The 23,085-nt window shown below is 36.5% G+C and carries 22 protein-coding genes; 11 read left to right on the forward strand and 11 right to left on the reverse strand.

What is annotated here, in order from left to right; translation table 11 throughout:
* Positions 1-326 precede the first annotated feature (326 nt).
* Complete coding sequence (locus BFL47_RS00390) at positions 327-806, reverse strand: Dps family protein (protein ID WP_069657811.1); 480 nt, start codon at positions 804-806, stop codon at positions 327-329.
* A gap of 51 nt (positions 807-857) precedes the next feature.
* On the reverse strand, positions 858-2,201 hold the full coding sequence (locus BFL47_RS00395; protein ID WP_069657812.1) for an NfeD family protein: 1,344 nt from the start codon (positions 2,199-2,201) through the stop codon (positions 858-860).
* A gap of 17 nt (positions 2,202-2,218) precedes the next feature.
* Here BFL47_RS00395 and BFL47_RS00400 point away from each other — a divergent pair, with 17 nt between their 5' ends.
* The 4 genes from BFL47_RS00400 to htpG all read left to right on the forward strand — a co-directional run bounded on the left by BFL47_RS00400 (position 2,219) and on the right by htpG (position 6,762).
* Positions 2,219-2,989, forward strand: coding sequence for a DUF4905 domain-containing protein (locus tag BFL47_RS00400; protein WP_069657813.1), 771 nt, complete (start codon positions 2,219-2,221; stop codon positions 2,987-2,989).
* Positions 2,990-3,026: 37 nt separating this feature from the next.
* Positions 3,027-3,956 (forward strand): septal ring lytic transglycosylase RlpA family protein, encoded by a 930-nt coding sequence (locus BFL47_RS00405; RefSeq protein ID WP_069657814.1) that lies wholly within the window; start codon positions 3,027-3,029, stop codon positions 3,954-3,956.
* Positions 3,946-4,587: a uridine kinase family protein gene (locus BFL47_RS00410; protein ID WP_069657815.1), complete on the forward strand. Its 642-nt coding sequence runs from the start codon at positions 3,946-3,948 to the stop codon at positions 4,585-4,587. Before BFL47_RS00405 ends, BFL47_RS00410 begins: the two co-directional genes overlap by 11 nt.
* A 291-nt stretch (positions 4,588-4,878) precedes the next feature.
* Positions 4,879-6,762: a molecular chaperone HtpG gene (htpG, locus tag BFL47_RS00415; protein ID WP_069657816.1), complete on the forward strand. Its 1,884-nt coding sequence runs from the start codon at positions 4,879-4,881 to the stop codon at positions 6,760-6,762.
* A gap of 97 nt (positions 6,763-6,859) precedes the next feature.
* Here the strand turns inward: htpG and BFL47_RS00420 are convergent, their stop codons facing one another.
* The 8 genes from BFL47_RS00420 to BFL47_RS00455 form a co-directional block, all read right to left on the reverse strand.
* On the reverse strand, positions 6,860-7,999 hold the full coding sequence (locus tag BFL47_RS00420; RefSeq protein WP_069657817.1) for a porin: 1,140 nt from the start codon (positions 7,997-7,999) through the stop codon (positions 6,860-6,862).
* A 99-nt stretch (positions 8,000-8,098) separates the two neighbouring features.
* Complete coding sequence (gene queD / locus BFL47_RS00425; protein WP_069657818.1) at positions 8,099-8,455, reverse strand: 6-carboxytetrahydropterin synthase QueD; 357 nt, start codon at positions 8,453-8,455, stop codon at positions 8,099-8,101.
* A gap of 59 nt (positions 8,456-8,514) precedes the next feature.
* On the reverse strand, positions 8,515-9,630 hold the full coding sequence (gene ald / locus BFL47_RS00430; RefSeq protein WP_069658027.1) for an alanine dehydrogenase: 1,116 nt from the start codon (positions 9,628-9,630) through the stop codon (positions 8,515-8,517).
* Positions 9,631-9,866: 236 nt separating this feature from the next.
* Positions 9,867-10,400: an ATP-binding protein gene (locus BFL47_RS00435; RefSeq protein ID WP_069657819.1), complete on the reverse strand. Its 534-nt coding sequence runs from the start codon at positions 10,398-10,400 to the stop codon at positions 9,867-9,869.
* Between the two features lie 15 nt (positions 10,401-10,415).
* On the reverse strand, positions 10,416-10,757 hold the full coding sequence (locus tag BFL47_RS00440; protein WP_069657820.1) for an STAS domain-containing protein: 342 nt from the start codon (positions 10,755-10,757) through the stop codon (positions 10,416-10,418).
* A gap of 10 nt (positions 10,758-10,767) precedes the next feature.
* Positions 10,768-11,034 carry a hypothetical protein gene (locus BFL47_RS00445; RefSeq protein WP_069657821.1) on the reverse strand — a complete coding sequence of 89 codons (267 nt, stop codon included), beginning with the start codon at positions 11,032-11,034 and terminating at the stop codon, positions 10,768-10,770.
* The gene (locus BFL47_RS00450) at positions 11,001-12,035 is read right to left on the reverse strand and encodes a fused response regulator/phosphatase (protein WP_245681261.1); all 1,035 of its coding nucleotides are present in this window, start codon (positions 12,033-12,035) and stop codon (positions 11,001-11,003) included. The genes BFL47_RS00445 and BFL47_RS00450 overlap by 34 nt, the downstream gene beginning before the upstream one ends.
* Complete coding sequence (locus BFL47_RS00455; RefSeq protein WP_069657822.1) at positions 12,032-12,574, reverse strand: hypothetical protein; 543 nt, start codon at positions 12,572-12,574, stop codon at positions 12,032-12,034. Before BFL47_RS00455 ends, BFL47_RS00450 begins: the two co-directional genes overlap by 4 nt.
* 85 nt (positions 12,575-12,659) lie before the next feature.
* Here BFL47_RS00455 and BFL47_RS00460 point away from each other — a divergent pair, with 85 nt between their 5' ends.
* From BFL47_RS00460 to BFL47_RS00490, 7 genes are all read left to right on the forward strand, one after another.
* Positions 12,660-13,586, forward strand: a complete 927-nt coding sequence (locus tag BFL47_RS00460) for a glycosyltransferase family 2 protein (protein ID WP_069657823.1) — start codon at positions 12,660-12,662, stop codon at positions 13,584-13,586.
* 85 nt (positions 13,587-13,671) lie between these two features.
* On the forward strand, positions 13,672-14,847 hold the full coding sequence (locus tag BFL47_RS00465) for a glycosyltransferase family 2 protein (RefSeq protein WP_069657824.1): 1,176 nt from the start codon (positions 13,672-13,674) through the stop codon (positions 14,845-14,847).
* 126 nt (positions 14,848-14,973) lie between these two features.
* The gene (locus BFL47_RS00470; protein WP_069657825.1) at positions 14,974-16,470 is read left to right on the forward strand and encodes an ATP-binding response regulator; all 1,497 of its coding nucleotides are present in this window, start codon (positions 14,974-14,976) and stop codon (positions 16,468-16,470) included.
* Between the two features lie 19 nt (positions 16,471-16,489).
* Positions 16,490-20,125: a response regulator gene (locus BFL47_RS00475; protein WP_069657826.1), complete on the forward strand. Its 3,636-nt coding sequence runs from the start codon at positions 16,490-16,492 to the stop codon at positions 20,123-20,125.
* Between the two features lie 5 nt (positions 20,126-20,130).
* Positions 20,131-20,514 (forward strand): response regulator, encoded by a 384-nt coding sequence (locus BFL47_RS00480; RefSeq protein WP_069657827.1) that lies wholly within the window; start codon positions 20,131-20,133, stop codon positions 20,512-20,514.
* The gene (locus BFL47_RS00485) at positions 20,501-21,325 is read left to right on the forward strand and encodes a CheR family methyltransferase (protein WP_069657828.1); all 825 of its coding nucleotides are present in this window, start codon (positions 20,501-20,503) and stop codon (positions 21,323-21,325) included. Before BFL47_RS00480 ends, BFL47_RS00485 begins: the two co-directional genes overlap by 14 nt.
* Positions 21,307-21,891: a chemotaxis protein CheB gene (locus tag BFL47_RS00490; RefSeq protein ID WP_069657829.1), complete on the forward strand. Its 585-nt coding sequence runs from the start codon at positions 21,307-21,309 to the stop codon at positions 21,889-21,891. Before BFL47_RS00485 ends, BFL47_RS00490 begins: the two co-directional genes overlap by 19 nt.
* 4 nt (positions 21,892-21,895) lie before the next feature.
* On the opposite strand, the gene lysA is transcribed toward BFL47_RS00490, so the two are convergent.
* Positions 21,896-23,056, reverse strand: a complete 1,161-nt coding sequence (lysA, locus tag BFL47_RS00495; protein ID WP_069658028.1) for a diaminopimelate decarboxylase — start codon at positions 23,054-23,056, stop codon at positions 21,896-21,898.
* Positions 23,057-23,085 lie beyond the last annotated feature (29 nt).

Below are 23,085 nucleotides of genomic sequence, written 5' to 3' on the forward strand. Positions count from 1 at the left end.
TTCGAACCGGTATAAGCCTTAGCCTTTCATTCCATTATAAATATTTCCCTCCGATTTTAGTACATTATCCCAACGATACAGCAGTGGTAATTAAGCAGCCAATTACTTAATTACCACTTATCTGCATTCAATTTATGCCGAATATATACTAATAAGAATCTAGCATAAGTCCGACTTAAACCAGCTAAAGTGGGACTTATATGGGAATCTTACCGGAATCTTATTGGAATTACTATATATCATAGACATAAAAAAAGCCATCCTCATGAGGATAGCTTCTTTAGATTAGAGATGTAGGGCCAAGAAGGTCCTGAGTAAATACTTAATTAACTTTTACCACAAAATGCTCTTAACATCCAGGTATTTTTTTCTTTAAACTGCATAAAGCGATTGATCATATCATTTGTGCCATCATCCCCATGTGTTGCAGTAGATTCCATCAGTTTTCGTTCCATTTCAATTAGCGCAGTGAAATCTTCCAGAATGGCTTCAACTAATTGAACATCTTCCACTCCTATTGTGTTAATCTCTTTAATTGTAGCGGTATTAATATAATCCTTATAAGTACTTAAAGGAGCCTTACCCAACGTTAGAATGCGTTCTGCTAATTCATCAATAGTAGCGACGGCATTGGTATATAATTCTTCAAACTTTACATGAAGAGTGAAAAAGCTTTTACCTTTAACATTCCAATGTGCACCGCGCAATTTTTGATAATGAATGTGATAGTTTGCTAAAAAATCGTTAAGCTCGTCAACGATTGGCCTTACTTCTGTATCAACCAATCCAATTTGTTCTGCTTCCATAATATTGTTACTGTTTTATAATGTAACCAAAGTTATTGTGTTAGGTTTGCCTTAAAGAATCTTTTTTCTCACGAAAAGGTTATAGTTTTCCTCTTTCTCTACATATATCTGGGTTCCTTTATCCAGGTATCCATCCATTGCAATAGCATCGTACCACTTCCCTTCTATTTCAACTTTGCCGGAGGGACGCATGTACGTAGTTGTAATGCCGATTTTGTCTACCAGGCTTTCTACCTTTCGGCCTGCTACATAACCTAAATCAGAACGCTGTTCGTCCTCTAACACCAACCGCTTAAAAACAGGAGTGTTCATAATGGATTTTCCGAGGACAACAGAGAGTACAATAGAGCCTATCATAGAACCAATCACTATAATCAGGGCGGTGGTGAGTTGTTCTGATCCGGTAACGGTAAAGTCAAAAAAGTCATTTAGTACCATACTCAATGCCAGACCTAGTATGATAAATACAATTCCAAGTATTCCTGCAACACCAAAACCAGGAATAACAAACACCTCCAGCATGAGTAGAATAATTCCTAGAATGAACAATCCGATTTCCCAATGTGCCGCTAATCCTTCTAAATACAAAGGAGCAAAAAACAGGGCGGCAGCAACAATGGAAACCAGTAAGGCAAAACCTATTCCGGGAGCCTGCATTTCGAAATAGATCCCTCCAATAATGAGCAGAATTAAGATTCCGCTTACAAAGGGAGATATTAAAAAGGCGATAAGCCGATCGGTTAAAGTGACGACATGATCAACACGATTATTCATATCCAGTCCTTCAGCTTTAAAGATTTGATCGATGCTGGTTACTTCCGCTTTACAGTAGCCTACCTTTAAGGCCTCTTTGCTGGTTAAAGTAAGCACCTTTCCTTTAGCATTTAAATTAGGAATTTCAACATCCGGATCTACAAATGCTTCAGCTATCTTCGGATTTCGACCCTTTGCCTCTGCAGTAGAGCGCATGAGTCCGCGCATATAAGACTGGTATTTTTCGGGCATTATAGCACCTTTGGTATCTACTACACTAGCCGCTCCGATACTTGCCCCTTTTTGCATATATATTACGTCACATGCAATAGAAATCAAGGCGCCTGCAGAAGCTGCGTTATTATCTATAAAAACAATTGTTTTCATAGGTGAATTCAGAATTTTTGAGCGGATAGAATCAGCATACTCCACCATGCCGCCAAATGTGTTCATCCTGATGATAATGGTAGATGCTTTTATCTCGGTAGCCTTTTCAAAGGCTTTTCTGGTTTGTCGCCAGGTTGCAGGCCCTATTTCATCATTCAAGTTAAAGACATAGACCTTAGAACTTTGGCAATATGAAAACGTGGGAAATAATAATAGGACGGCCAATAATGTTAAAAAAACAGGAGAACGGTACATAATTACTAATTTTGGAAATGTCTTCAACCACTAAATATACATTAAAACCTTCCCTTCAGGAAAAATTTAAGGGAATAATTTGGAAAATAGAGACGAATAATACAAACGGAGTGATCGCTATTGAAACCCGGAGTTCGGATAATAAGGAAGCTTTTTATTCGGCCTTTAATTTTATAACAGGCGAAAAGCTGTTTAAAGAGATCACTGTAGAGGATAGTTGGCACTGGGGTCTGGATAAGGCCTTCAATGATTTCGTGTATTTGAATGGGTATGTAAGCGAAAAGAGTCCCGAACATAAAGGTGTCATCGCCCTTAATCATCAAGGTACTATTGCTTGGGCCGCTTATAATAAGACCCTGGAAACGGTTGCAGAAGAAGGACTGATTTTATACAACCCTACCTTTCAACAGAAAGAACTGGAGTTGGCAGATGCGGCTACCGGAAAAATCATGCAAAACAAAGTATCCCACTACACTCAACTGAACAGGAAAATATATTTTCCGGAGGCATTGGAAGATATATTGCTTTTTCCTGATGAGATTGGGAGTACTTTGGTTGGTCCGGTTTCTTATTTATCCTATAAAGAGAAGGATTGTTATTCGTACCATAGTCAAAACGACTTGATTATATCGCAGTATCTGCTTATTAAACAGGATAACAAGACGCTTCACAAAGAAATTTTAGAGGATAATATATCTAAATTGAATCCTGAACCGTTCTTCATTGAGGAAAATCATTTATTCTGCATACGTAATAACAAACGTGAAATTGTTGCGTATTTTGTATAATTGCAACCTTAAATAATTTAACATATAGAAAAAACAGATGCGTTTTATACTAGCAATTAGTTGCAGCCTCTTTTCCACAGGGCTTTTCGCCAATAACCGCTTAGATTCTGTTGGAAGTGAGAATAACAATGGAAAATTGGTCATCATTCATTCCGTAAGTTCAAAAGAATCATATTATTCCATCGGCAGATTATATCATGTTTCAGCAAAAGACATATCTGCATTAAATAAGGTCAAAATTCTTCAGCCGGGAGCTTTAATAAAAGTTCCGACAGACAGGCCTTTTATGAATAGCATACCTGTTGTTCCAAAGAAAGAAGCGAGCAGTAGGGTGATAAGCAAAAAGGGTAAAAAGAACGTTGAAGCTTCTAAAAATGAAGATAACTCACCCGTTATATTCAGAAAAGATGCGCTTGACGCTGTTCAGGAAGGATTGGTTAACTATAAGGTTGGCCCCAAAGAGACGCTCTTTGCAATTGCTAAGCGCTTCAACACCCATGTGGAATCAATCATCGAAATTAACAACCTGAAAGGGAATAATTTAAAAGTGGGGCAGATTATTAAGGTTAAACCCGGTGCTGGAGCACCTTTGCCACCAGCATCACCTATAATTTTAGCACCTGCACCAGATACAGATACTAATGCCGTCAAATATAATATGCCGGCAAACAGGTATGGGCTGAAGGAAAAGACAGAGAAAGGAATTGCGGTATGGATATCGGATGAGAATCTGGATGGTACAAAGATGCTGGCATTGCATAAAACAGCACCGATCGGTACCGTGGTTAGAATAACAAATCCAATGACGGGCAAGACCACCTTTGCTAAGGTGGTAGGTAAATATACGGAGAATGAATCGACAAAGGATGTGATCATTGTGATCTCTCAGGCGACTGCAAACATGCTGGGCATGCTTGATAAAAGATCATTATTAACTATTGATTACGGCGTTCCCTATGAACAATAAGCCGTTTGTGATTGGCATTGCCGGTGGCAGTGGCTCTGGTAAAACTTTTTTTCTCAACTGTTTCCTGCACCATTTTACATCTGGACAAATCAGCTTGGTGTCGCAGGATGATTATTACAAGCCTATGGCAATTCAGCCTAAAGATGCAAATGGATGGATTAATTTTGACCTTCCTGAATGTATTGATGATGAAAAGCTGTACAATGACCTATCTGTTCTTTTAACAGGGGAAACTGTATTTAAGAAAGAATACACGTTCAATACAGCAGAAGAGAGTGCTAAACTGCTGACGATTAACTCTGCTCCGATTATAATTGTAGAAGGCTTGTTTATATTTCATTTCCAAGAGATTGCTTCGCTTTTTGATATGAAGATTTTTATGGATGCGAACGAGGAGATTACTTTAAACCGAAGGTTAAAGCGTGATATTGCTGAACGCGGGTATGATCATAGCATGATTATGTACCAATGGGTAAATCACGTTCTTCCAGCTTACAATGCTTATTTATTGCCCTATAAAAATAGCGCGGACAAGATAATCATGAACAACACACATGTTGCGGATGATATAATTGAAGTCACAAAATGCCTGGCTGAAGAATTAAAAGCGAACGTTCTGCTTGATTACTAGTACCTTTGCATCATAAAAAACAGGATTTGTGATGGAGAATATATTTGGCGAAGAAAAAACAATACCTACAGACCCTGCCCTATTTAAGGGAATTGGAGCATGTTTATTGTGTTGCATTCATAAGAAATGTTGCAAGAAATATAAGAAGGGAAAACGCTGCAGCGATTGTCCGGGTAAAAAGAAATAAGGTTTCTTATTCTAATTTGACTGTCAAATTGTCAATAAATGAATTTTGGAACACACCTTGATCTGTACTATTGAAAAATACTAAACATAAAGTTTCAATATATTATGCAAGAAAAAGGAAACATTTCGATTCATACCGAAAACATCTTCCCCATTATTAAGAAGTTCTTATATTCTGATAATGAAATATTTTTAAGAGAGCTGGTTTCTAATGCCGTTGATGCCACTCAAAAAATCAAACGTTTATCATCATTAGGCCAGTTTAATGGTGAACTGGGTGATCTTCAAGTTGAAATCTCTTTTGATGAGGAGAAAAAGACTTTAACGATTTCTGATCCCGGTTTAGGGATGACTGCCGAAGAGATCAAGAAGTACATCAATCAGATTGCTTTCTCGGGTGCTACTGAATTTGTAGAAAAGTTTAAAGATGCTAAAGATGCAAATGAACTGATCGGTAAATTTGGTATGGGATTCTATTCCGCCTTTATGGTTGCTGATCAGGTTGAAATTCACACCCTTTCTTATCAGGATGGTGCGGAGTCTGCCAGATGGATCTGCGATGGCAGCACGGAGTTTGAAATCACTGATGGAACTCGTACTGAAAGAGGTACTGATGTTATTTTACACATCAACCCGGATGCTGAAGAATTTTTGAATAAGGGTAAATTACAGGAAATACTAGACAAATATTGCCGCTTCCTGCCTGTACCAATTAAGTTCGGAACGAATACAGAGTCTGAACCAGATGGCGAAGATGAAGAAGGAAAGCCTAAATACACTTCAGTTGAAGTAGATAACATTATCAACAACACTTCTCCGATCTGGACTAAAGCACCTGCTGATTTAACAGACGCAGATTATCTTGCCTTCTATAAAGAATTATACCCTTACACTGAAGATCCTTTATTCTGGATTCACCTGAATGTGGATTATCCTTTTAACCTGACTGGTGTTTTATATTTCCCTAAGGTGAAGAATGATTTTGAGATTCAACGCAACAAGATCAAGTTGTTCTCCCGTCAGGTATTCATAACAGATGAGGTTAAAGATATCGTTCCTGAATTTTTGATGCTATTGCATGGAGTGATTGATTCACCTGATATTCCATTGAATGTTTCCCGTAGTTTCCTACAGGCAGATAGCAATGTGAAAAAAATCAACAGTTATATCACACGTAAGGTTGCTGATAAACTAGGCGAATTGTACAAGAAAGACCGTACAGGTTACGAACAAAAATGGCAGGACATAGGTCTTTTCATCAAGTACGGTATGGTGAGCGAAGAAAAGTTTTACGATAAAGCTAAAGACTTTGCACTGTTGGTGAATACTAAGAATGAGTATTTTACTTTCGACGAATACAAAGAAAAAGTAAAGGACTTACAGACTGATAAAGAAGGAAACCTGGTTTATATCTATACCAATGATGCATCTAAACAAGATGCATACATCCAATCTGCCAACAGAAAGGGTTACGATGTGTTGGTTATGAACTCTCCTATTGACAACCATTTTATTAATCAGTTAGAGCAGAAGCTAGAGAAGACCTCTTTAAAACGTGTAGATGCTGATGTAGCAGACAAGCTGATCACTAAGGATGAAAATCCTGCATCAGTTCTTACAGAAGATCAAATCACGAAAGTGAAAGCTGTTTTCGAAAAGGCTATACAAAAACCAAATATGAAGGTTGAGGTGGAGAGCATTAATCCGGAAGAACTTCCTGTTCATGTTTCTATGGACGAGTTTATGCGGAGAATGAAGGATATGGCACAAATGGGAGGTGGAATGAATTTCTACGGATCATTACCTGAAAGCTATAAGGTTGCCATTAATGGAAATCACCCTTTAATTAGTCGTATTGCTGGAATAGAAAATGAAGAAGAACAGTTAAATCTGGCTAAACAGGCTGTAGATTTAGCCATGTTGTCTCAGGGTTTATTGGCAGGAGCTGATTTAACGGAATTCGTTAGAAGAAGCGTTCAATTAATATAACCACAATAGGTAAAGCTTAAAACAAAGAAAGGCTGAATCTTTTACGATTCAGCCTTTCTTTGTTTTAAGCTTTGTTTTTAAGAGCTAGGGTGCAAGATTAAAAGCGTACTTGTAGTTGTGCAACTGCCATGGTATGCGAGTACTGTGCTGTAAGGGGTACATCATGATCATAAATATCGACGGTACAACCTAATTGAAGGCGGGCGAAATAGTCATCGGTAAATTCCAGACTTACCATAGGGGTTAAGGTTTGTCTTAAGTTCTTTTCCAACTTGTAATTTTCGTCCAGATATTCATAGCGGCAAGAAAACTCGATAGATCTTAAGCGGGGGTGTTTATAGTCATAACGAATATTTGGAAAGACATAAAACCCACGATTTTGATATTTGCTTATATTGGTGCCAGTACTAAGTCCATTAAGTTCATATTCGGCAAAGTTAGTGCCTTGTTTATACTCTGTTAACAGCTCCAGCTGAAGCTTACTATTCAGAGGCACAACCATACTAAAATCGGCACCTAAAGCAGATCCTTCTGCTTTAGCAGAGGTACCATAAGCTGCATTTAGACCTAGACGAATCTTTTTTGACATATCAGTTTCTAATCTGGCATACATATCCTTTCCGTTATCGTTATCGACAGCTTTATTCCTTCCATTCCCATTATAAATACCGGCATAATACCTTAAAGGCAAAGTTCCTTTAGAAACAATATCACCATAAGCAGCTAAGCCCATCTGAAAACTTTGCCATCCGCTATTTCCGAATAAATAATACTGATTGGAGTAATCTAGAGATTTGATAATATCAACGGGCAAAAGATCTTCGGGACCAAAGAAAGGTCTAAACTGTCCCATTTGAAGGTTTAAATGTTTATTATAATGATAGCGGATAAAGGCATTTTCAAGGACCTTATTTTGAGGATTCCCAGAGAAGTCAGCTAAATTAAGCAGGATACTAGCGTCAAAGTGATCATTAATGTTGGCTCTGGCCATAAGACGAACCCTTTTAAGAGCAAAACTATTGTTTACTCCATCTCCAGTATAATTTGATCCGTTTACGTTGACGCTATCCGTGAGTGAGTAGGTATATCTTAATTGGAGGAGGCCACTAAGCTGAAAGCTACGTTTAAAGTTAGAATAATTTTGAACAGTTGTGTCGCCGGGTTCCATTGAGGAATCAGCTTTAGAAGCCTTAATTAATGCAAATGATAGGATTAAAACAAGCAGGGAGTAACGCATAAAAACAAAATTTAATTTTATATGCAAGTATAAATCCTACTGTTATTAATAAAAATGTTCAGGATCACCGCAATAAGTAATCAAGCTGCAGAACGTAATTTACTTTCCTGTATAAATAACTCCTGAGGAAGAAGTTTCGTTGATTTCAATTTTTGAGAGCAAAGGCATCACAGGCTTTATCTTGTCCCAAAACCATTCAGCCAAACGTTCACTGGTAGGGTTTTCCAATCCGGGAATTTCATTGAGCAGCCGATGGTCAAGTCCTTTAACTAAAGGATCTACAGCTTCTTTAAGATCTGTGAAATCGACAAGCCAACCGCTATAGGGATCCACTTCTCCTTCTAAAAAGACGGTTAGTGTGTACGTATGACCATGCATTCTTCCACATTTATGATTTTCGCTTACATGAGGAAGAAAATGAGCGGAATCGAAAGAAAACTGTTTGTAAATGATCATAGTTGAATAGAAATAGGGTCAAAGATAAGACAAAAGCTTCCGATGACCCTATAAAATGTTTATTGTAAAAGTCTGATTGCATCTTCAAACGCCAATGCATGAGAGTCTGCAACAGCCTTATAGGTTACAAAACCGTCTAATGTATTGATGCCTTTTAGTAAAGCTTCATTTTCCAAACAGGCTCTTTTATATCCTTTATTAGCAATTTGAATAGCATAAGGCACAGTAACATTTGTTAAGGCCAGTGTAGAGGTATGAGGAACTGCACCTGGCATGTTTGCAACAGAATAATGAACAATACCATGCTTGATAAAAACAGGCTTGTCGTGGGTAGTGCTATGATCAGATGTTTCAAATATGCCACCTTGATCAATTGCAATATCTACGAGTACAGATCCGGCTTCCATAGATTTGACCATTTCTTCAGTGACTAAAACAGGTGCTTTAGCACCAGGAATAAGCACTGCACCAATGACAAGGTCTGATTCTCTAACAGCTTCAGCAATGTTATGAGGACTCGACATCAATGTATTAATCTGATTTCCAAAAATATCATCAAGCTGACGCAGACGGTCGGGATTTAAATCAATAATTGTTACGTCGGCACCTAAACCAATAGCTATTTTAGCTGCATTAGTTCCAGCTACACCACCACCAATGATAGTTACTTTACCACGTTTAACTCCTGGAACGCCAGCAAGAAGAACGCCTTTACCACCTTCTATTTTTTCTAGAAAACGGGCACCAATCTGAGCAGCCATTCTACCGGCAACTTCACTCATGGGTACTAATAAAGGCAATGATCCATTTTCTAATTGTACGGTTTCATATGCAATGCCAATAACCTTATGGTCAGTTAAAGCCTTTGTCAGATGAGGCTCTGCTGCAAGGTGGAGATAAGTAAACAAGATTAGGCCCTCTCTGAAGTAGTGATACTCGGAAGCAACAGGTTCTTTAACCTTCATCACCATATCCATTGACCAGATTTCGCGAGTCGATTCCAAGATAACAGCCCCCGCATCCTGGTACTGTTTATCGGAAAAACCGGAACCCAGACCAGCACCTTTTTCTATAAAAACCTCATGGCCAAAACCAACTAGATAAATAACTCCAGCCGGGGTCATAGCAACCCTGTTCTCGTTATTCTTTATTTCTGCAGGAACTGCAATACGCATAATTAAAGTTTTACAATTTAAATAATAGACCATTTCTTTTGCTAAAAGCATTAGAAAGACGATGTAAAGATAAGGATATCATAATTTAGTATACTAGAAATACATTTTTATTTATCAAAACACGATAAAGAAATGAGATATAGCTAAAACATTCGTTTTCATATGGTTTTGATCTATATTTTCAGAAGAATATTTGTTTATAGACCATAGATTCATTAATCAAGAGTAGAGTATTTTCAAATAATCATAGTAACTATAAAATGATTCAATCCGGTTATCGGATCTATCCGATAAGAGACATGGTTAGAAGATTTAATTAGAATAAGCAAACCGTAATGTTCATATAAACTTGCCACTTCCTCTTTAAAATATAAGGGGTATTCCACTACTTTAAAAACAAGGGAATGAGCTGAATCAATTATACCGTATAAGCAATAGAGTGCATCTTTACGTATTTCTACTTGCTGCCCTTCGAAAGAGACATGTAATGGAAAACTTCCACATTTATTCAAGTAGAAAGAATTTCCGTTATCTGTTTTCACGATAGTTACTTCCTTTTCGGTAATTTCGATCGAAAACAGACTACTATCAGCACCAGCATGTTTAACCGCATTTGTTAATAGTTCGACTAAAACATGCTGATAAGGAATTAATCTATCTTTGGTGGATAAAGCAGGGATATTATCTTTAATGTATGAAATAATTTCATTCATTAAAGAAAATATCTCCGCTGTCTTATTATTAAAATTAAAAGTTTTTTTTATTGACATCACGACATATAAACTTTAGGCAATCCAGCCAGCTTGATAAGAGCCAGGTAAATCTTTAAAAACTTTAAAGACCTTATTCATTCTTATTAATTCAAAAAGTTGGGAAATATTTTCATTCAAACCGTATACGGCAATATCCCCACCTATAGCCATGGCATGTTTTAAAGAAGTTACCAATGCACCTAAAAAAGAACTGTCTATATAATTTACCTCTTCAAATGAAATAAGAATATGAGTATGACCAGCATCGAGCTCGTTGATTAATTCTTGTTTAAAAAGATCAGACTGTTCCATATTAGCTTCTGCAAACTTAATTTTAGCAATATAGTAATTTTGATATGTTGTAATTTCAATCATAATATTTAAGTTAATATTGTTCTTCTACTTTCTGGATAAAAATAAGGCTTCGATCATCCACAACAGCCCTTTTGGGGCTATCCGAAAACATTTTCTTTTTTATTTGCATATATGTATCTTCTTTGCCAAGAACAGGTTTCAGTTTATTCAGAAATAGGTTATAATCAGTCTTCTTTCCATCCGATTCTTCAAAATCAATCATTCCATCTGAAACAATAATCAATTGATCTCCTGTAGCTAATTTTAAAACGTCTTCTTCATATAATCCATCTTCCATAGGTTATAATCAGTCTTCTTTCCATCCGATTCTTCAAAATCAATCATTCCATCTGAAACAATAATCAATTGATCTCCTGTAGCTAATTTTAAAACGTCTTCTTCATATAATCCATCTTCCATAATTCCAAGAAGCAATCCATTTGACTGTATTGTACTCGTTATCCGTTCTGATTTTTGATAAAATATAATGGGTAAGTCGCCAGCACCAGCATAATAAACGCTGGAAGTAGTTTTATCTATGCGGAGGAGTGATAAAGTAGATAACACATCGCCCAAAACAGGATCCAAACAAACAATACGGTTTATTTTATTCAATATACTGGCTGGTGACAGGTTACCATCAAAAACGCAAAGGCGGATTGCTGAACGTATATAACTTAAAAAGTTAAATGAGAAGAACCATGCACCCCATTTTTTTCCCATTACATCGCCAAGAATAACAAATGTATCATTTTCATCTATGGCGATAAAGTCAATAAAGTCGCCACCCGGATAATGCTCATAAGTTTGATAAAGGAAATTTAATTTAAAGCCATTTATTGCAGGGCTTTCCAAGGGAACAGATCTCAAGTTTAAGGCCTCTGCAGCAGCTCCGATTTCAAATAGAGATTTTTCATGTTGTTTACGAATCGTATCCAATATGTTATTCAGCTTCGAAACAACAAGAGCAATAGGTGTATTTTTATCAATATAATCAATGGCCTGCATGTCCAACCCTTTTTGCATTAAATCTTCATCAGCAAATGAGGTAAAAAACACAAAGGGAATATTTTTAAATTTATTATCCGTTAAGATCACTTTTCTAAATTCGAAACCATTCATTTCTGGCATGGAGTAATCAGATAGAATGATATCAGGAACATGATCAACAAGTATTTCCAAAGCCTCTTTTACAGAGTTGGCCGTGAAACATATAAAACCTTTAAGTACTAATGCCCTGCATATTAACTGAAGTATAAACCGATCATCGTCAACCAATAATATCTTCTTTACTATCATTTCGATCTTTTTAAGCTTACCATGGAGTGAATGAATAAATATACTCCTGTAAACACGATTAATAAGGCTATTAAATCCATAAGGGTGACTCCATCATTTTGGCTAAAATAGAATACTGTAAACATTTCAAAATAGGGTGGAGCAGGCATAATTATCATAGCAAAACCGAGAACAATTAAAACCAAAGCTATAGCAATCAAGCTGATATTAGCCCCTCTATCCTTTATTATAATTTTTTTTGAGTCATTACTGTCCAATTTATACTTAGATAAAAGCTTTTCCAGATCGTCTGCTATTTCAAACCTAGACATGGAAGAATCATCAAATTTTTTAAATTCTTCAATCTCCTGAATAAAATTAGATTTTCGTTCAACAGCTTCATTGAACTTATTATGTATGTTTTTAATACTATCACTATCCAGTTCACTATTTTCAAGCAAATTGATCAATTCTTCAAGTTTCTGATCTACAGAGACTTGAACATCATCAAGTTCCTGAAATTTCTTAATCTGATCATTTATACGCTTTGATTTTCCCAATGTTCAAATATTAGTATAATTTTAACCATGCTGATTATATGATCAGGAATAAAAATCTTCACAATAGCATTAAATAAATGGTCCAATGAAAAAAGTTTCTGTCATAACCGTAAATTATAATCAGCCTGAAGTTACGGAAACTATGTTAAAGTCCATTTTCAGATTGAATAAATATGCTAATCTGGAGATTATAGTGGTTGATAATGGCAGTCGTGACGATCCAACTCCTAAATGGAGGCAAAATCATCCCTCTTCCATAACCTTTATAAGGTCGCAAATTAATTTAGGCTTTGCAGGCGGAAATAACTTAGCTGCGGCTGTAGCTACAGGAGATTATTTATTCTTTGTTAATAATGATACCGAATTTACGGAGGGACTTATTGAATCATTAGTATATATATTGGACAGAAATCCGAAGGTTGGAATAATATCGCCAAAAATTAAGTACTTTGATGACCCAAGCACCATCCAGTATGCGGGATTTAGTGAAATGAATTATTTTACAGCAAGAAACAAATGCATTGGTGCGTTCGAAAAAGATGCTGGTCAATATGACCACTTAACCGGAAAAACAGGTTTTATTCATGGAGCTGCCATGATGATTACACGATCTGCTATTGATGCGGCAGGTCTGATGTCTGAAATTTTCTTTTTATATTATGAAGAAATGGACTGGTGCGAGCGGATAAAAGCAGCTCAGTATGAAGTATGGATAGAACCAAAGGCCGTAATCTATCATAAGGAGTCTATGTCAGTAGGGAAGAAAAGTGCATTAAAAGAATACTTTATGAATCGGAACCGGATACTTTTTATTCGCAGAAATACTACGAATTTTACTAAATGGATCTTTTATGTCTATTTTTCTTTATTAGTTTTCCCTAGGAATATGTTGAAATACTATAAGGAGAAACGTCCCGATCTGGCTTCTCAATTTATGGAAGCCATCAAATGGAACATCAGAAATAATAAGAACAGTACCGTATTGGGATACCCTATTAACGATATTAAATAATTGAATTCTTTTTATGTGGATAAATGAAACCAATCTGCAATTTATAAAGTAAAAATACATTGTCATTGATCAAATTATACACCCCATGAAAGTTACCTTTTGGCTATCCATATTCATCGTTTTTTATACTTTCTTAGGGTATGGAATACTATTATTCCTGATGGTGAGGATTAAAAGATTGTTTAGTAAAAAAATCACTGAATCGATTATTGATATCGACAAATTACCCACCTGCACATTAATTGTTGCCGCCTTTAACGAGCAGGATTACATGCGCGATAAAATAAAAAACACGCTTCAGCTCAACTACCCGGCAAAAAAGCTCCAAATACTATTTGTAACAGATGGATCAACTGACCAAACTCCTGAAATAGTTTCTGAATATAAAGAGATCAAGCTTTTGCACTCACCATTACGAAAAGGGAAAATTAACGCAGTACACCGTGCGGTAAAGGAAGTAGATACGGAAGTGATTGTCTTTACAGACGCCAATACCTTTTTAAATACAGATGCACTGCAAATTATATGCAGCCACTATAAGGATAAAAATGTAGGAGCTGTTGCGGGAGAGAAACGTGTATTTTCAGATACGCTTGCCGATGCAAGTGCTGCAGGTGAAGGATTTTACTGGAAATATGAATCTGTTTTAAAGAAGTGGGATTCTGAAATATATTCAGTAGTTGGAGCTGCGGGTGAATTGTTCAGCATTAGGACGTCATTATATGAACCAGTAGGACCTGACATCATTCTGGATGATTTTATGATTTCCATGCTTATTGCCATGAAGAATTATCGGATTGTTTATGAACCTAATGCATATGCAACTGAAAATGCTTCAGCTAATGTAAAAGAAGAGCTTAAACGAAAAGTAAGGATTGCAGCAGGAGGCATTCAATCCATTATTAAGCTATTACCGTTATTTAACGTATTTAAATATGGTATGCTCAGTTTCCAATATATCAGTCACAGGGTTTTACGTTGGACCATTTCCCCATTCCTGCTGATACTGATATTTTTCATAAATGCGTCCTTAGTATTCTCTGGATCCGGATGGCTATACTCCTTAGTCCTGTTTATGCAAATACTATTTTACTGTGCTGCTTGCCTGGGATACCTGCTTGAAAAAAAACAGTTAAGGATTAAGGCTCTTTTTATCCCTTACTATTTTTGTGTCATGAACTATGCCGTATTTGCTGGTATTTACCGTTATTATATGAAACAGCAAAGTGCAACCTGGGAAAAGTCTTTAAGAAAGCAATAATTTTGAAACACATTTCCTGTGTACTACGTTATATATAGTTGTATTTATTAAATTAATCCTACGAGATTATAATTATATAACAGTTCGAAAACATATATTTGACATCAAACGGAACTTATACTCATAATGATTTTAATAGTTGATGATAAACCAGAAAATATATTTTCATTAAAAAGGATTTTAGAGATTAATAGCTTTGAAGTTGATACAGCCCTTTCTGGTGAAGAAGCACTGAAAAAAATTCTCAAACGTTCCTATTCATTAATCATTCTTGACGTACAGATGCCGGGAATGGATGGCTTCGAAGTTGCTGAGAATATATCAGGCTACAGTAAATCTAAAGATATTCCTATTATATTTCTTTCTGCTGTTAACACTGATAAGCGTTTTATAACCAAGGGTTATGCTTCCGGAGGTGTAGATTACATTACAAAACCGGTAGAACCTGAAATTCTTATCCTCAAGGTAAAAACCCTTCATCGAATATATGAGCAGACCAGAGATCTTAATGATGCACAACTTGCATTGCGTGCTGAGATTGAATTCAGAAAAGAAGCACAAACCGAATTAAAGGAACGCGTTCAGGAATTAAGGTCCATTTTAGAAAGCATACCACAAATCGCTTTCACAGCAAAAAGCAATGGTGTTATTGAATTTGTTAATCAACATTGGTTAAATTACAGTCCCGCCCAGGAAAAATTCCCTGTTGCTCATCCTGATGATCCAAATATTGAAGAAAGATGGAAGGATGCTATTTCAAGGAATGTCCCACTAGAAATGGAAGTTCGGATCAAAAAATTACATGAAGACGAATACCACTGTCATTTATTGAGAACTACCCCAATAAAAGAAGCTGAGGTTATTGTGAAATGGGTTGGGACGTTTACTGATATTGAAGATCAGAAAAAAGCTGAAATGCGCAAGGATGAGTTCTTAAGCATCGCAAGTCACGAATTAAAAACTCCTCTAACTAGTATTAAAGCTTATATGCAGTTATTAGAGCGGGCATTTTCATCCGAACTTAAAACTTCTAAAGTAAGTGCAAACTACCTCCAAAGAGCACAATTTCAAGTTGATAAATTACACAGCTTGATTGCAGATTTGCTGGATATATCAAAAATTGAAAGCGGCAAATTAAAGTTCAATGAAAAGGTATTTAACTTTGAGAACTTGCTTGCTAATTCGATTGACATCATCAGGCAAACAAATCATGAAGTGACCATTATCAGAAAAGGGACCGTGGATAAATTTGTTTACGGTGATGAAATAAGAATAGAGCAGGTAATTTTAAATTATTTGACCAATGCTATAAAGTATTCGCCGGATAACAAAGAAGTAATTGTTGAAAACAGTCTTACACCTGAAGGAGACATTATAGTAAGGGTGATCGATTCAGGTATTGGAATCTCAGCCGATAAACACGCAGAGATATTTAATAAATATTACAGGGTTGATGAAACCTCTAATCGCTTTCAAGGGCTAGGGATAGGTTTATATATTTGCTCAGAAATAATTAAAAGACACCATGGAAGCTTCGGCGTTGAAAGCTCTCCGGGTAAAGGGTCTTCATTTTATTTCTGTATCCCTGTACATACCCCTGAAACCACACTCATAAAACCCTAAGTTAAACAAGAATTTACTCATGTATAATAAGGTTAATAATAACTTAAGGATCGGTTACGGTCTATCCATTTTACTACTACTAATAAGCTCCTTAGCCTCCTATTTAAGTATAAATAGCTTAGTTAAAAGCACCGATATGGTTAACCATACGAATACGGTTATATTGGAACTAGAAAATACGCTTTCTCTCTTAAAAGATGCGGAAACGGGACAAAGAGGCTATTTAATAACAGGAATGAATCAATTTCTGGATCCTTATAAATATGCCAATATTAAAATATCGGGTCATATGCAACGGGTCAAACAATTGGTAAACGACAATCCGGCGCAGATTATAAAGTTTGACCATCTTAAGGAAGCAATAAGCAAAAGGTTGAATCACTTAGCACTGGTTATTGAATCAAAGGATCGAAAAGGACTTGTTGATCCCAAAGAAATGGTGCTAGGAAGATCATATATGAGCGAAGTTCGGGCCGTTGTTTCGTCCATGGAAAACACCGAAAGAATTCTTTTAGCACAGCGTACTAAAAGAATGGATATCTTTTCAGTGTATACTCCAGTTCTTATCATTATTGCTGCTTTATTATCCCTAATAATTACGATCATTTCTTATATGAGGGCGCAAAAGGACCTTGTTCAAAGATCTAAACTTTATGATGAGCTGAAAGAAATCGATGATCATACAGCAAGAAGGCTTACTATAATTGAAGATATTGCCAAAAAAATAGCACTTGGCGACTTTTCAACACGAGTGGAGGATGAAAATGATGCCGATAGCCTGGGCAGCTTAAGTCTATCTCTTAATAAAATGGCGGAGTCTTTAGATGCCTCATTTAAGCTATTATCAAATAAAGAATGGTTACAAGCTGGCATTGCCTCTTTAAATGATAGAATAATAGGCGAAACAGATACCAAACCTTTAACACAAGCAATTCTTGAGCATATTATTAAATATACCAACAGTTCTGTTGGTGCACTTTACATCTTACAGGATGAAGAAAACCTGGAATTAACGGCTAGTTATGCTCTTTCTTCTGATTATAAAAAACAGGTTGTCAAGATTGGCGATGGAATAGTAGGTCAATGTGCAACTAATAAAGAAAAAATATTTCTTTCTGATATTCAGGAAACAGACATGATCATTAGTTTTGCGAGCAGCACGATCAGGCCTAACAACATTGTCGCATTTCCGGTTCTTTTTGAAAACCATATTAAAGGGGTAATTGAACTGGGTTCAGTTAATACTTTCTCCGATTTAGATTTTGAGTACTTCAACTCAGTTTCTCATAGTTCAGGAATAGTTATAAATACGACTCAAAACAGGTCAAAGCTGCAGGAACTACTCGAAGAAACACAGGCACAGACAGAGGAATTACAAGCACAGCATAGTGAGCTTGAAAATCTAAACACTGAACTGGAAGCTCAGGCACAAAAACTTCAAGCCTCAGAAGAAGAACTTAAAGTTCAGCAAGAAGAACTATTACAAGCCAATCAGGAGCTGGAAGAGCGCAGCAAGGTCCTTGAAGAAAAGAACCAGCTCATTGTGGAACGGAATCTTGATATCCAAAAGAAATCGGAAGAGCTTGAACAAAGCACTAAGTATAAATCTGAGTTTTTAGCTAACATGTCTCATGAACTAAGAACTCCCCTAAACTCAATTTTACTGTTATCCAGACTATTATCAGAAAACACAGAGCAAAATTTAAATGAAGACCAAATAGAATACGGGCGCGTAATTCATAGTTCAGGCAACGGACTCTTAAGCCTTATTGATGAAATACTGGATCTTTCAAAAATAGAGGCAGGAAAAATGGAGCTCGAATATCAAGATACAGCTGTAAAAGATATCATGCTCGATTTAAAATCTCTTTTTGGCCCAATAGCAAAAGAGAAATCTCTGGAACTAAACATGCACGTCGATTCTGAGATTCCAGAAATTATCCGAATTGATAAGATGAGATTTGAACAGGTGATTAAAAATCTGCTTTCTAATGCTTTGAAATTTACTGCTAGAGGTTCAGTTTTAATAAATGTAGTTTCCGCGAATAAAAAAGGATTTATAAACTTTTCTGTTAAAGATACTGGTATCGGCATTGCTAAGGATAAGCAGAGTCATGTATTTGAAGCATTTCAGCAAGCTGATGGTTCAACAAGACGTAAATATGGAGGTACAGGATTAGGTCTGTCTATTAGCCGTGAACTTGTAAAGTTACAAGGAGGCGAGTTACTCATAACAAGCGAACCAGGTAAAGGAAGTGAATTTACTGTAGTTATCCCTATCCATCCTGAGCATATTATTAATGAAGACAATGATACCGTTGAGACCTATGAGGAAAAAATTTCCGCTAATATTCCTGAGAAAATAGCTCAACAAAAATCTGAAATAAATGACAATGAACGTAAAAAATACCTATCTGCGGTTATTCCCCATGACTTAGAGGATGACCGAAATGCCATAACAAATCAAGACAAGGTCATTTTGATTGTGGAGGATGATACAAACTTCGCAAAAGCACTCCTGGAATATACCCGTAAAAATAAATACAAAGGTATAGTTGCAGTTCGGGGAGATCAGGGAATAACATTAGCCCAACAATACAAGCCTTTAGCCATTCTGTTAGACATTCAACTTCCAATAAAAGATGGATGGGAAGTTATGGAAGAGCTTAAAGCTAATCCGCAGACCAAGCATATTCCGGTGCATATCATGTCATCCATGCAGGTAAAAAAAGAAAGTTTACTTAAAGGAGCTATCGACTTTATCAACAAACCTGTTGCATTAGAACAAATGCAGCAAATGTTTGCAAGCATAGAACATGCTTTGACCAAACCTTTAAAAAAGGTACTCATCATTGAAGAAAACTCCCAACATGCACGTGCATTAGCTTATTACCTTGATACATATCAAATAAACTCCGAAATCAAAGAGTCAATAGCAGAAGGCGTCAATGCACTACAGAAAAAAGAAATAGATTGTGTAATTTTAGACATGGGCATTCCCGATATGAATGCATATGTAACATTGGAAACAGTAAAAAAGACTCCTGGTCTCGAAAACCTTCCTATCATTATTTTTACAGGGAAAAATCTTTCGAAAGCAGAAGAGAGTAAAATAAAGCTATATGCGGACAGTATAGTAATAAAAACTGCCCATTCTTATCAAAGAATATTAGATGAGGTCGCCCTATTCTTACATCTTGTTGAAAATAAACATCCTTTAACAAATGCGAGTGCATCAGGTATAAAAAATGCTGTTGCTTTAAATGAAATATTAAAAGATAAGACCGTTCTTATTGCAGATGATGATGTTCGAAATATCTTCTCTTTAACTAAGGCTTTAGAAAAACTTAAGATGAAAGTAGTATCTGCAACAGATGGTAAAGAAGCCTTAATCGTACTAAAGGAAAACCCTCAGACTGACGTTGTGCTCATGGACATGATGATGCCGGAAATGGATGGTTATGAATCTATAATACAGATCCGTAGGGATCAAAAATTTAAAAGTCTGCCTATTTTGGCAGTAACTGCTAAAGCCATGGTTGGCGATAGAGAAAAATGTATCAACGCTGGGGCTTCCGATTATATATCCAAACCAGTAGATATTGATCAGCTCATATCGCTGTTGAGAGTATGGCTTTATGATAAATACTTATAGAAGTAATGAGAGACAAGATATTGATCATCGATGATGACCCACGAAATATATTTGCCCTTGTGGCTGTTTTAAAAGCCAATAAGTACCATTGTGTAACTTCCGTATCTGCTATCGCAGGTATCAGTCTTCTTCTGAACCAGGATGATATTGGAATAGTTCTTTTGGATATGATGATGCCAGAAATGGATGGTTATCAAGCTATAGCAGAAATTAAAAACAACAAACAAATTTCTGAAGTTCCTGTAATAGCTGTTACTGCACAGGCTATGATGGGCGATCGAGAAAAATGTTTGGAAGCTGGGGCTGATGCCTACCTGTCCAAACCCATAGATATCGATGCTCTTTTAAAGGTATTGGAGCATTATATGAAACGTGATGTTAGAGTATAACTTTGTTCAGGATGAAGATGTAGATATTATTTTAAATGATATACTCGAAAGTTATGGTTATGACTTTACGGAATACTCCAAAGCTTCTATAAAAAGACGAATAAACCGCTTGTTTACCCTTGACCGGTTTATGAGCTTTGCAGAATTCAGATATCGTTTAAGAAGTGACCCTGATTATATGCATCGCTTTATAGAACAAGTTACAGTAACTGTTACTGAAATGTTCAGGGATCCTCAATTCTACAAAGTATTACGCGAACAAGTTTTACCTACACTAGGCACATATCCTTTTATTCGAATATGGCATGCCGGGTGCTCTACAGGTGAAGAAGTTTATTCGATGGCTATCTTACTCAAAGAAGCGAATTTGTATCATAAAGCACTGTTGTATGCTACTGATCTAAATCATGACGTACTTGAAAAAGCAAGAATGGGAATCTTCCCCCTAAGCCAAATGAAACAGTACTCCGAGAATTATATCCAATCAGGCGGTACGAAAGACTTTTCAGAATACTACACCGCAAATTATGATAAAGCTAAATTTGATGAAGAGTTAAGCAGAAAAATGATTTTTTCTACCCATAACCTAGTGTCAGACCGCTCATTCAACGAATTCCAATTAATTTTATGCCGCAACGTACTCATTTACTTTGACAAAGATCTACAAGTAAAAGTTTTCAATTTATTTGAGCAAAGTCTGGATAACCTGGGATACCTGGCCCTGGGATCAAAAGAAACAATACGATTTTCATCACTAACCTCCAGATTTAAAAAACTGGACAATGAAAAGATATGGAAAAAGATAGCCTGAAAGGGGCGATAGACCTTCTTCTTATTGCCGGTTCAGCAGGAAGTCTTGATGTATTACTCAAGGTTCTTCCTGCTATCAAGTCCAATTTAAGTTTTCCTATAATTATAGTGCTTCATAGAAAAGCTTCTTATGATTCTTCTCTCATTAATTTGTTCAACACTAAAGCAACACTCCCTGTTGTGGAAGCAGAAGAAAAAGACAGCTTGCAAAATGGGAAAATTTATGTGGCACCCTCTGATTATCATCTATTGGTAGAAACAAATCGCTCCTTATCTCTTGATTACTCCGAGAAAATTCAATATTCCAGGCCTTGTATAGATGTTACTTTTGAAACCGCAGCTGAAGTATATAAGACCCGAATCGCTGCTATCTTATTATCGGGTGCTAATTCAGATGGCTCGGCAGGATTAAAATCAATTAAAAGTTATGGAGGCATTACAGCAGTACAAAACCCGCAGTATGCTGAAGTTTCCTATATGCCTCAAAAGGCCATTCAAACCGCTCCCATTGATTATATATTAAACATTGAAGAGATAGCAAATTTTATCAATAAGCTATCTCTCTAAGCTCTTATTCTCCGTAATAAGGATCAAGCTGTTCTCTCAGATTATATTTGGAAGACATAACATCTCCGTAAGCCCCTGCCGTTCTAATCCCGATGAGATCTCCTCGAAATGAGGTACCAATCTCTACCTCTTTACCAAAGCAATCCGTTGATTCACAAATAGGACCCACAATATCATATTTCATGATCGGTTGCTCTAAATCCCCGTTCCTGGAAAGATTTTCCATTTTATGATAAGCCTGATACAGGGCCGGACGCATTAGTTCAGTCATTCCTGCATCCAGAACCAAAAAATGTTTTTTTATACCATTTTTAACATAGAGAACCCGGCTGATGAGCGTTCCGCAATGTGCAACCAATGCTCTGCCCAGTTCAAAATGAACTTCCTGTCCGGGTTTACGATCCAGAAACTGACTAAATATTTCAAAATAAGCTTTAAAGTCCGCTATCTTGTTTTCATCAGGATGATAGTAATCAACACCTAACCCTCCCCCAACATTCAAAATTTTCAAATTAAAGCCCCGCTCTTCAAACCACAACTTGATTTCGTTTACCCGTATACACAAACTCTTGAATACAGTTAAATTGGTAATCTGAGAGCCTATATGAAAATGAATACCTTCCAACCAAATGTTCTGCGCACGATTCAAATATTCGGCACAAGCAGGTAATTCCCATTGATTGATACCAAACTTATTTTCCTCTAGTCCGGTAGTAATATTATGATGCGTGTAAGCATCCACATTAGGGTTAATGCGTAGCGCCACACGAGCTCTTTTCCCAACCTTTGCCGCTAAATCATTAATAATTTCAAGTTCCTGAACCGACTCCACATTGAAACAATAAATATTGAGTTCAAGAGCCGTTATAATCTCATCATCAGATTTGCCAACTCCGGCAAATACCACCTGATCCGATGGAAACCCTACCTCTACAGCCTTTTTAACTTCATTCCCACTCACACAGTCGGCGCCAAAGCCATACCCCTGAATGCATTTCAAAACCCTTTCGTTAAAATTAGCCTTCATTGCATAATGTACGTGAAAGCCATATTGATTGGCAGCATCTTTACAGGCTGACAATGTTTCTTTCAACAAGTTCAAGTCATAATAATAAAAAGGTGTATTGCGTGCGTTAAACCCCGCCAAAGTTTCTTTAGAAAACATGCTTATTAATATAAAGGCCATTTCAATAG

The organism is Arcticibacter eurypsychrophilus (assembly GCF_001730525.1).
GTDB classification, from domain to species: domain Bacteria; phylum Bacteroidota; class Bacteroidia; order Sphingobacteriales; family Sphingobacteriaceae; genus Arcticibacter; species Arcticibacter eurypsychrophilus.

Bases quoted from the DNA above. Each gene is read 5' to 3' on its own strand.
- BFL47_RS00390 (WP_069657811.1), bottom strand. From the start codon at position 806: ATGGAAGCAGAACAAATTGGATTGGTTGATACAGAAGTAAGGCCAATC.
- BFL47_RS00395 (WP_069657812.1), bottom strand. From the start codon at position 2,201: ATGTACCGTTCTCCTGTTTTTTTAACATTATTGGCCGTCCTATTATTA.
- BFL47_RS00400 (WP_069657813.1), top strand. From the start codon at position 2,219: ATGTCTTCAACCACTAAATATACATTAAAACCTTCCCTTCAGGAAAAA.
- BFL47_RS00405 (WP_069657814.1), top strand. From the start codon at position 3,027: ATGCGTTTTATACTAGCAATTAGTTGCAGCCTCTTTTCCACAGGGCTT.
- BFL47_RS00410 (WP_069657815.1), top strand. From the start codon at position 3,946: ATGAACAATAAGCCGTTTGTGATTGGCATTGCCGGTGGCAGTGGCTCT.
- htpG (WP_069657816.1), top strand. From the start codon at position 4,879: ATGCAAGAAAAAGGAAACATTTCGATTCATACCGAAAACATCTTCCCC.
- BFL47_RS00420 (WP_069657817.1), bottom strand. From the start codon at position 7,999: ATGCGTTACTCCCTGCTTGTTTTAATCCTATCATTTGCATTAATTAAG.
- queD (WP_069657818.1), bottom strand. From the start codon at position 8,455: ATGATCATTTACAAACAGTTTTCTTTCGATTCCGCTCATTTTCTTCCT.
- ald (WP_069658027.1), bottom strand. From the start codon at position 9,630: ATGCGTATTGCAGTTCCTGCAGAAATAAAGAATAACGAGAACAGGGTT.
- BFL47_RS00435 (WP_069657819.1), bottom strand. From the start codon at position 10,400: ATGTCAATAAAAAAAACTTTTAATTTTAATAATAAGACAGCGGAGATA.
- BFL47_RS00440 (WP_069657820.1), bottom strand. From the start codon at position 10,757: ATGATTGAAATTACAACATATCAAAATTACTATATTGCTAAAATTAAG.
- BFL47_RS00445 (WP_069657821.1), bottom strand. From the start codon at position 11,034: ATGGAAGATGGATTATATGAAGAAGACGTTTTAAAATTAGCTACAGGA.
- BFL47_RS00450 (WP_245681261.1), bottom strand. From the start codon at position 12,035: ATGATAGTAAAGAAGATATTATTGGTTGACGATGATCGGTTTATACTT.
- BFL47_RS00460 (WP_069657823.1), top strand. From the start codon at position 12,660: ATGAAAAAAGTTTCTGTCATAACCGTAAATTATAATCAGCCTGAAGTT.
- BFL47_RS00465 (WP_069657824.1), top strand. From the start codon at position 13,672: ATGAAAGTTACCTTTTGGCTATCCATATTCATCGTTTTTTATACTTTC.
- BFL47_RS00470 (WP_069657825.1), top strand. From the start codon at position 14,974: ATGATTTTAATAGTTGATGATAAACCAGAAAATATATTTTCATTAAAA.
- BFL47_RS00475 (WP_069657826.1), top strand. From the start codon at position 16,490: ATGTATAATAAGGTTAATAATAACTTAAGGATCGGTTACGGTCTATCC.
- BFL47_RS00480 (WP_069657827.1), top strand. From the start codon at position 20,131: ATGAGAGACAAGATATTGATCATCGATGATGACCCACGAAATATATTT.
- BFL47_RS00485 (WP_069657828.1), top strand. From the start codon at position 20,501: ATGTTAGAGTATAACTTTGTTCAGGATGAAGATGTAGATATTATTTTA.
- BFL47_RS00490 (WP_069657829.1), top strand. From the start codon at position 21,307: ATGGAAAAAGATAGCCTGAAAGGGGCGATAGACCTTCTTCTTATTGCC.
- lysA (WP_069658028.1), bottom strand. From the start codon at position 23,056: ATGTTTTCTAAAGAAACTTTGGCGGGGTTTAACGCACGCAATACACCT.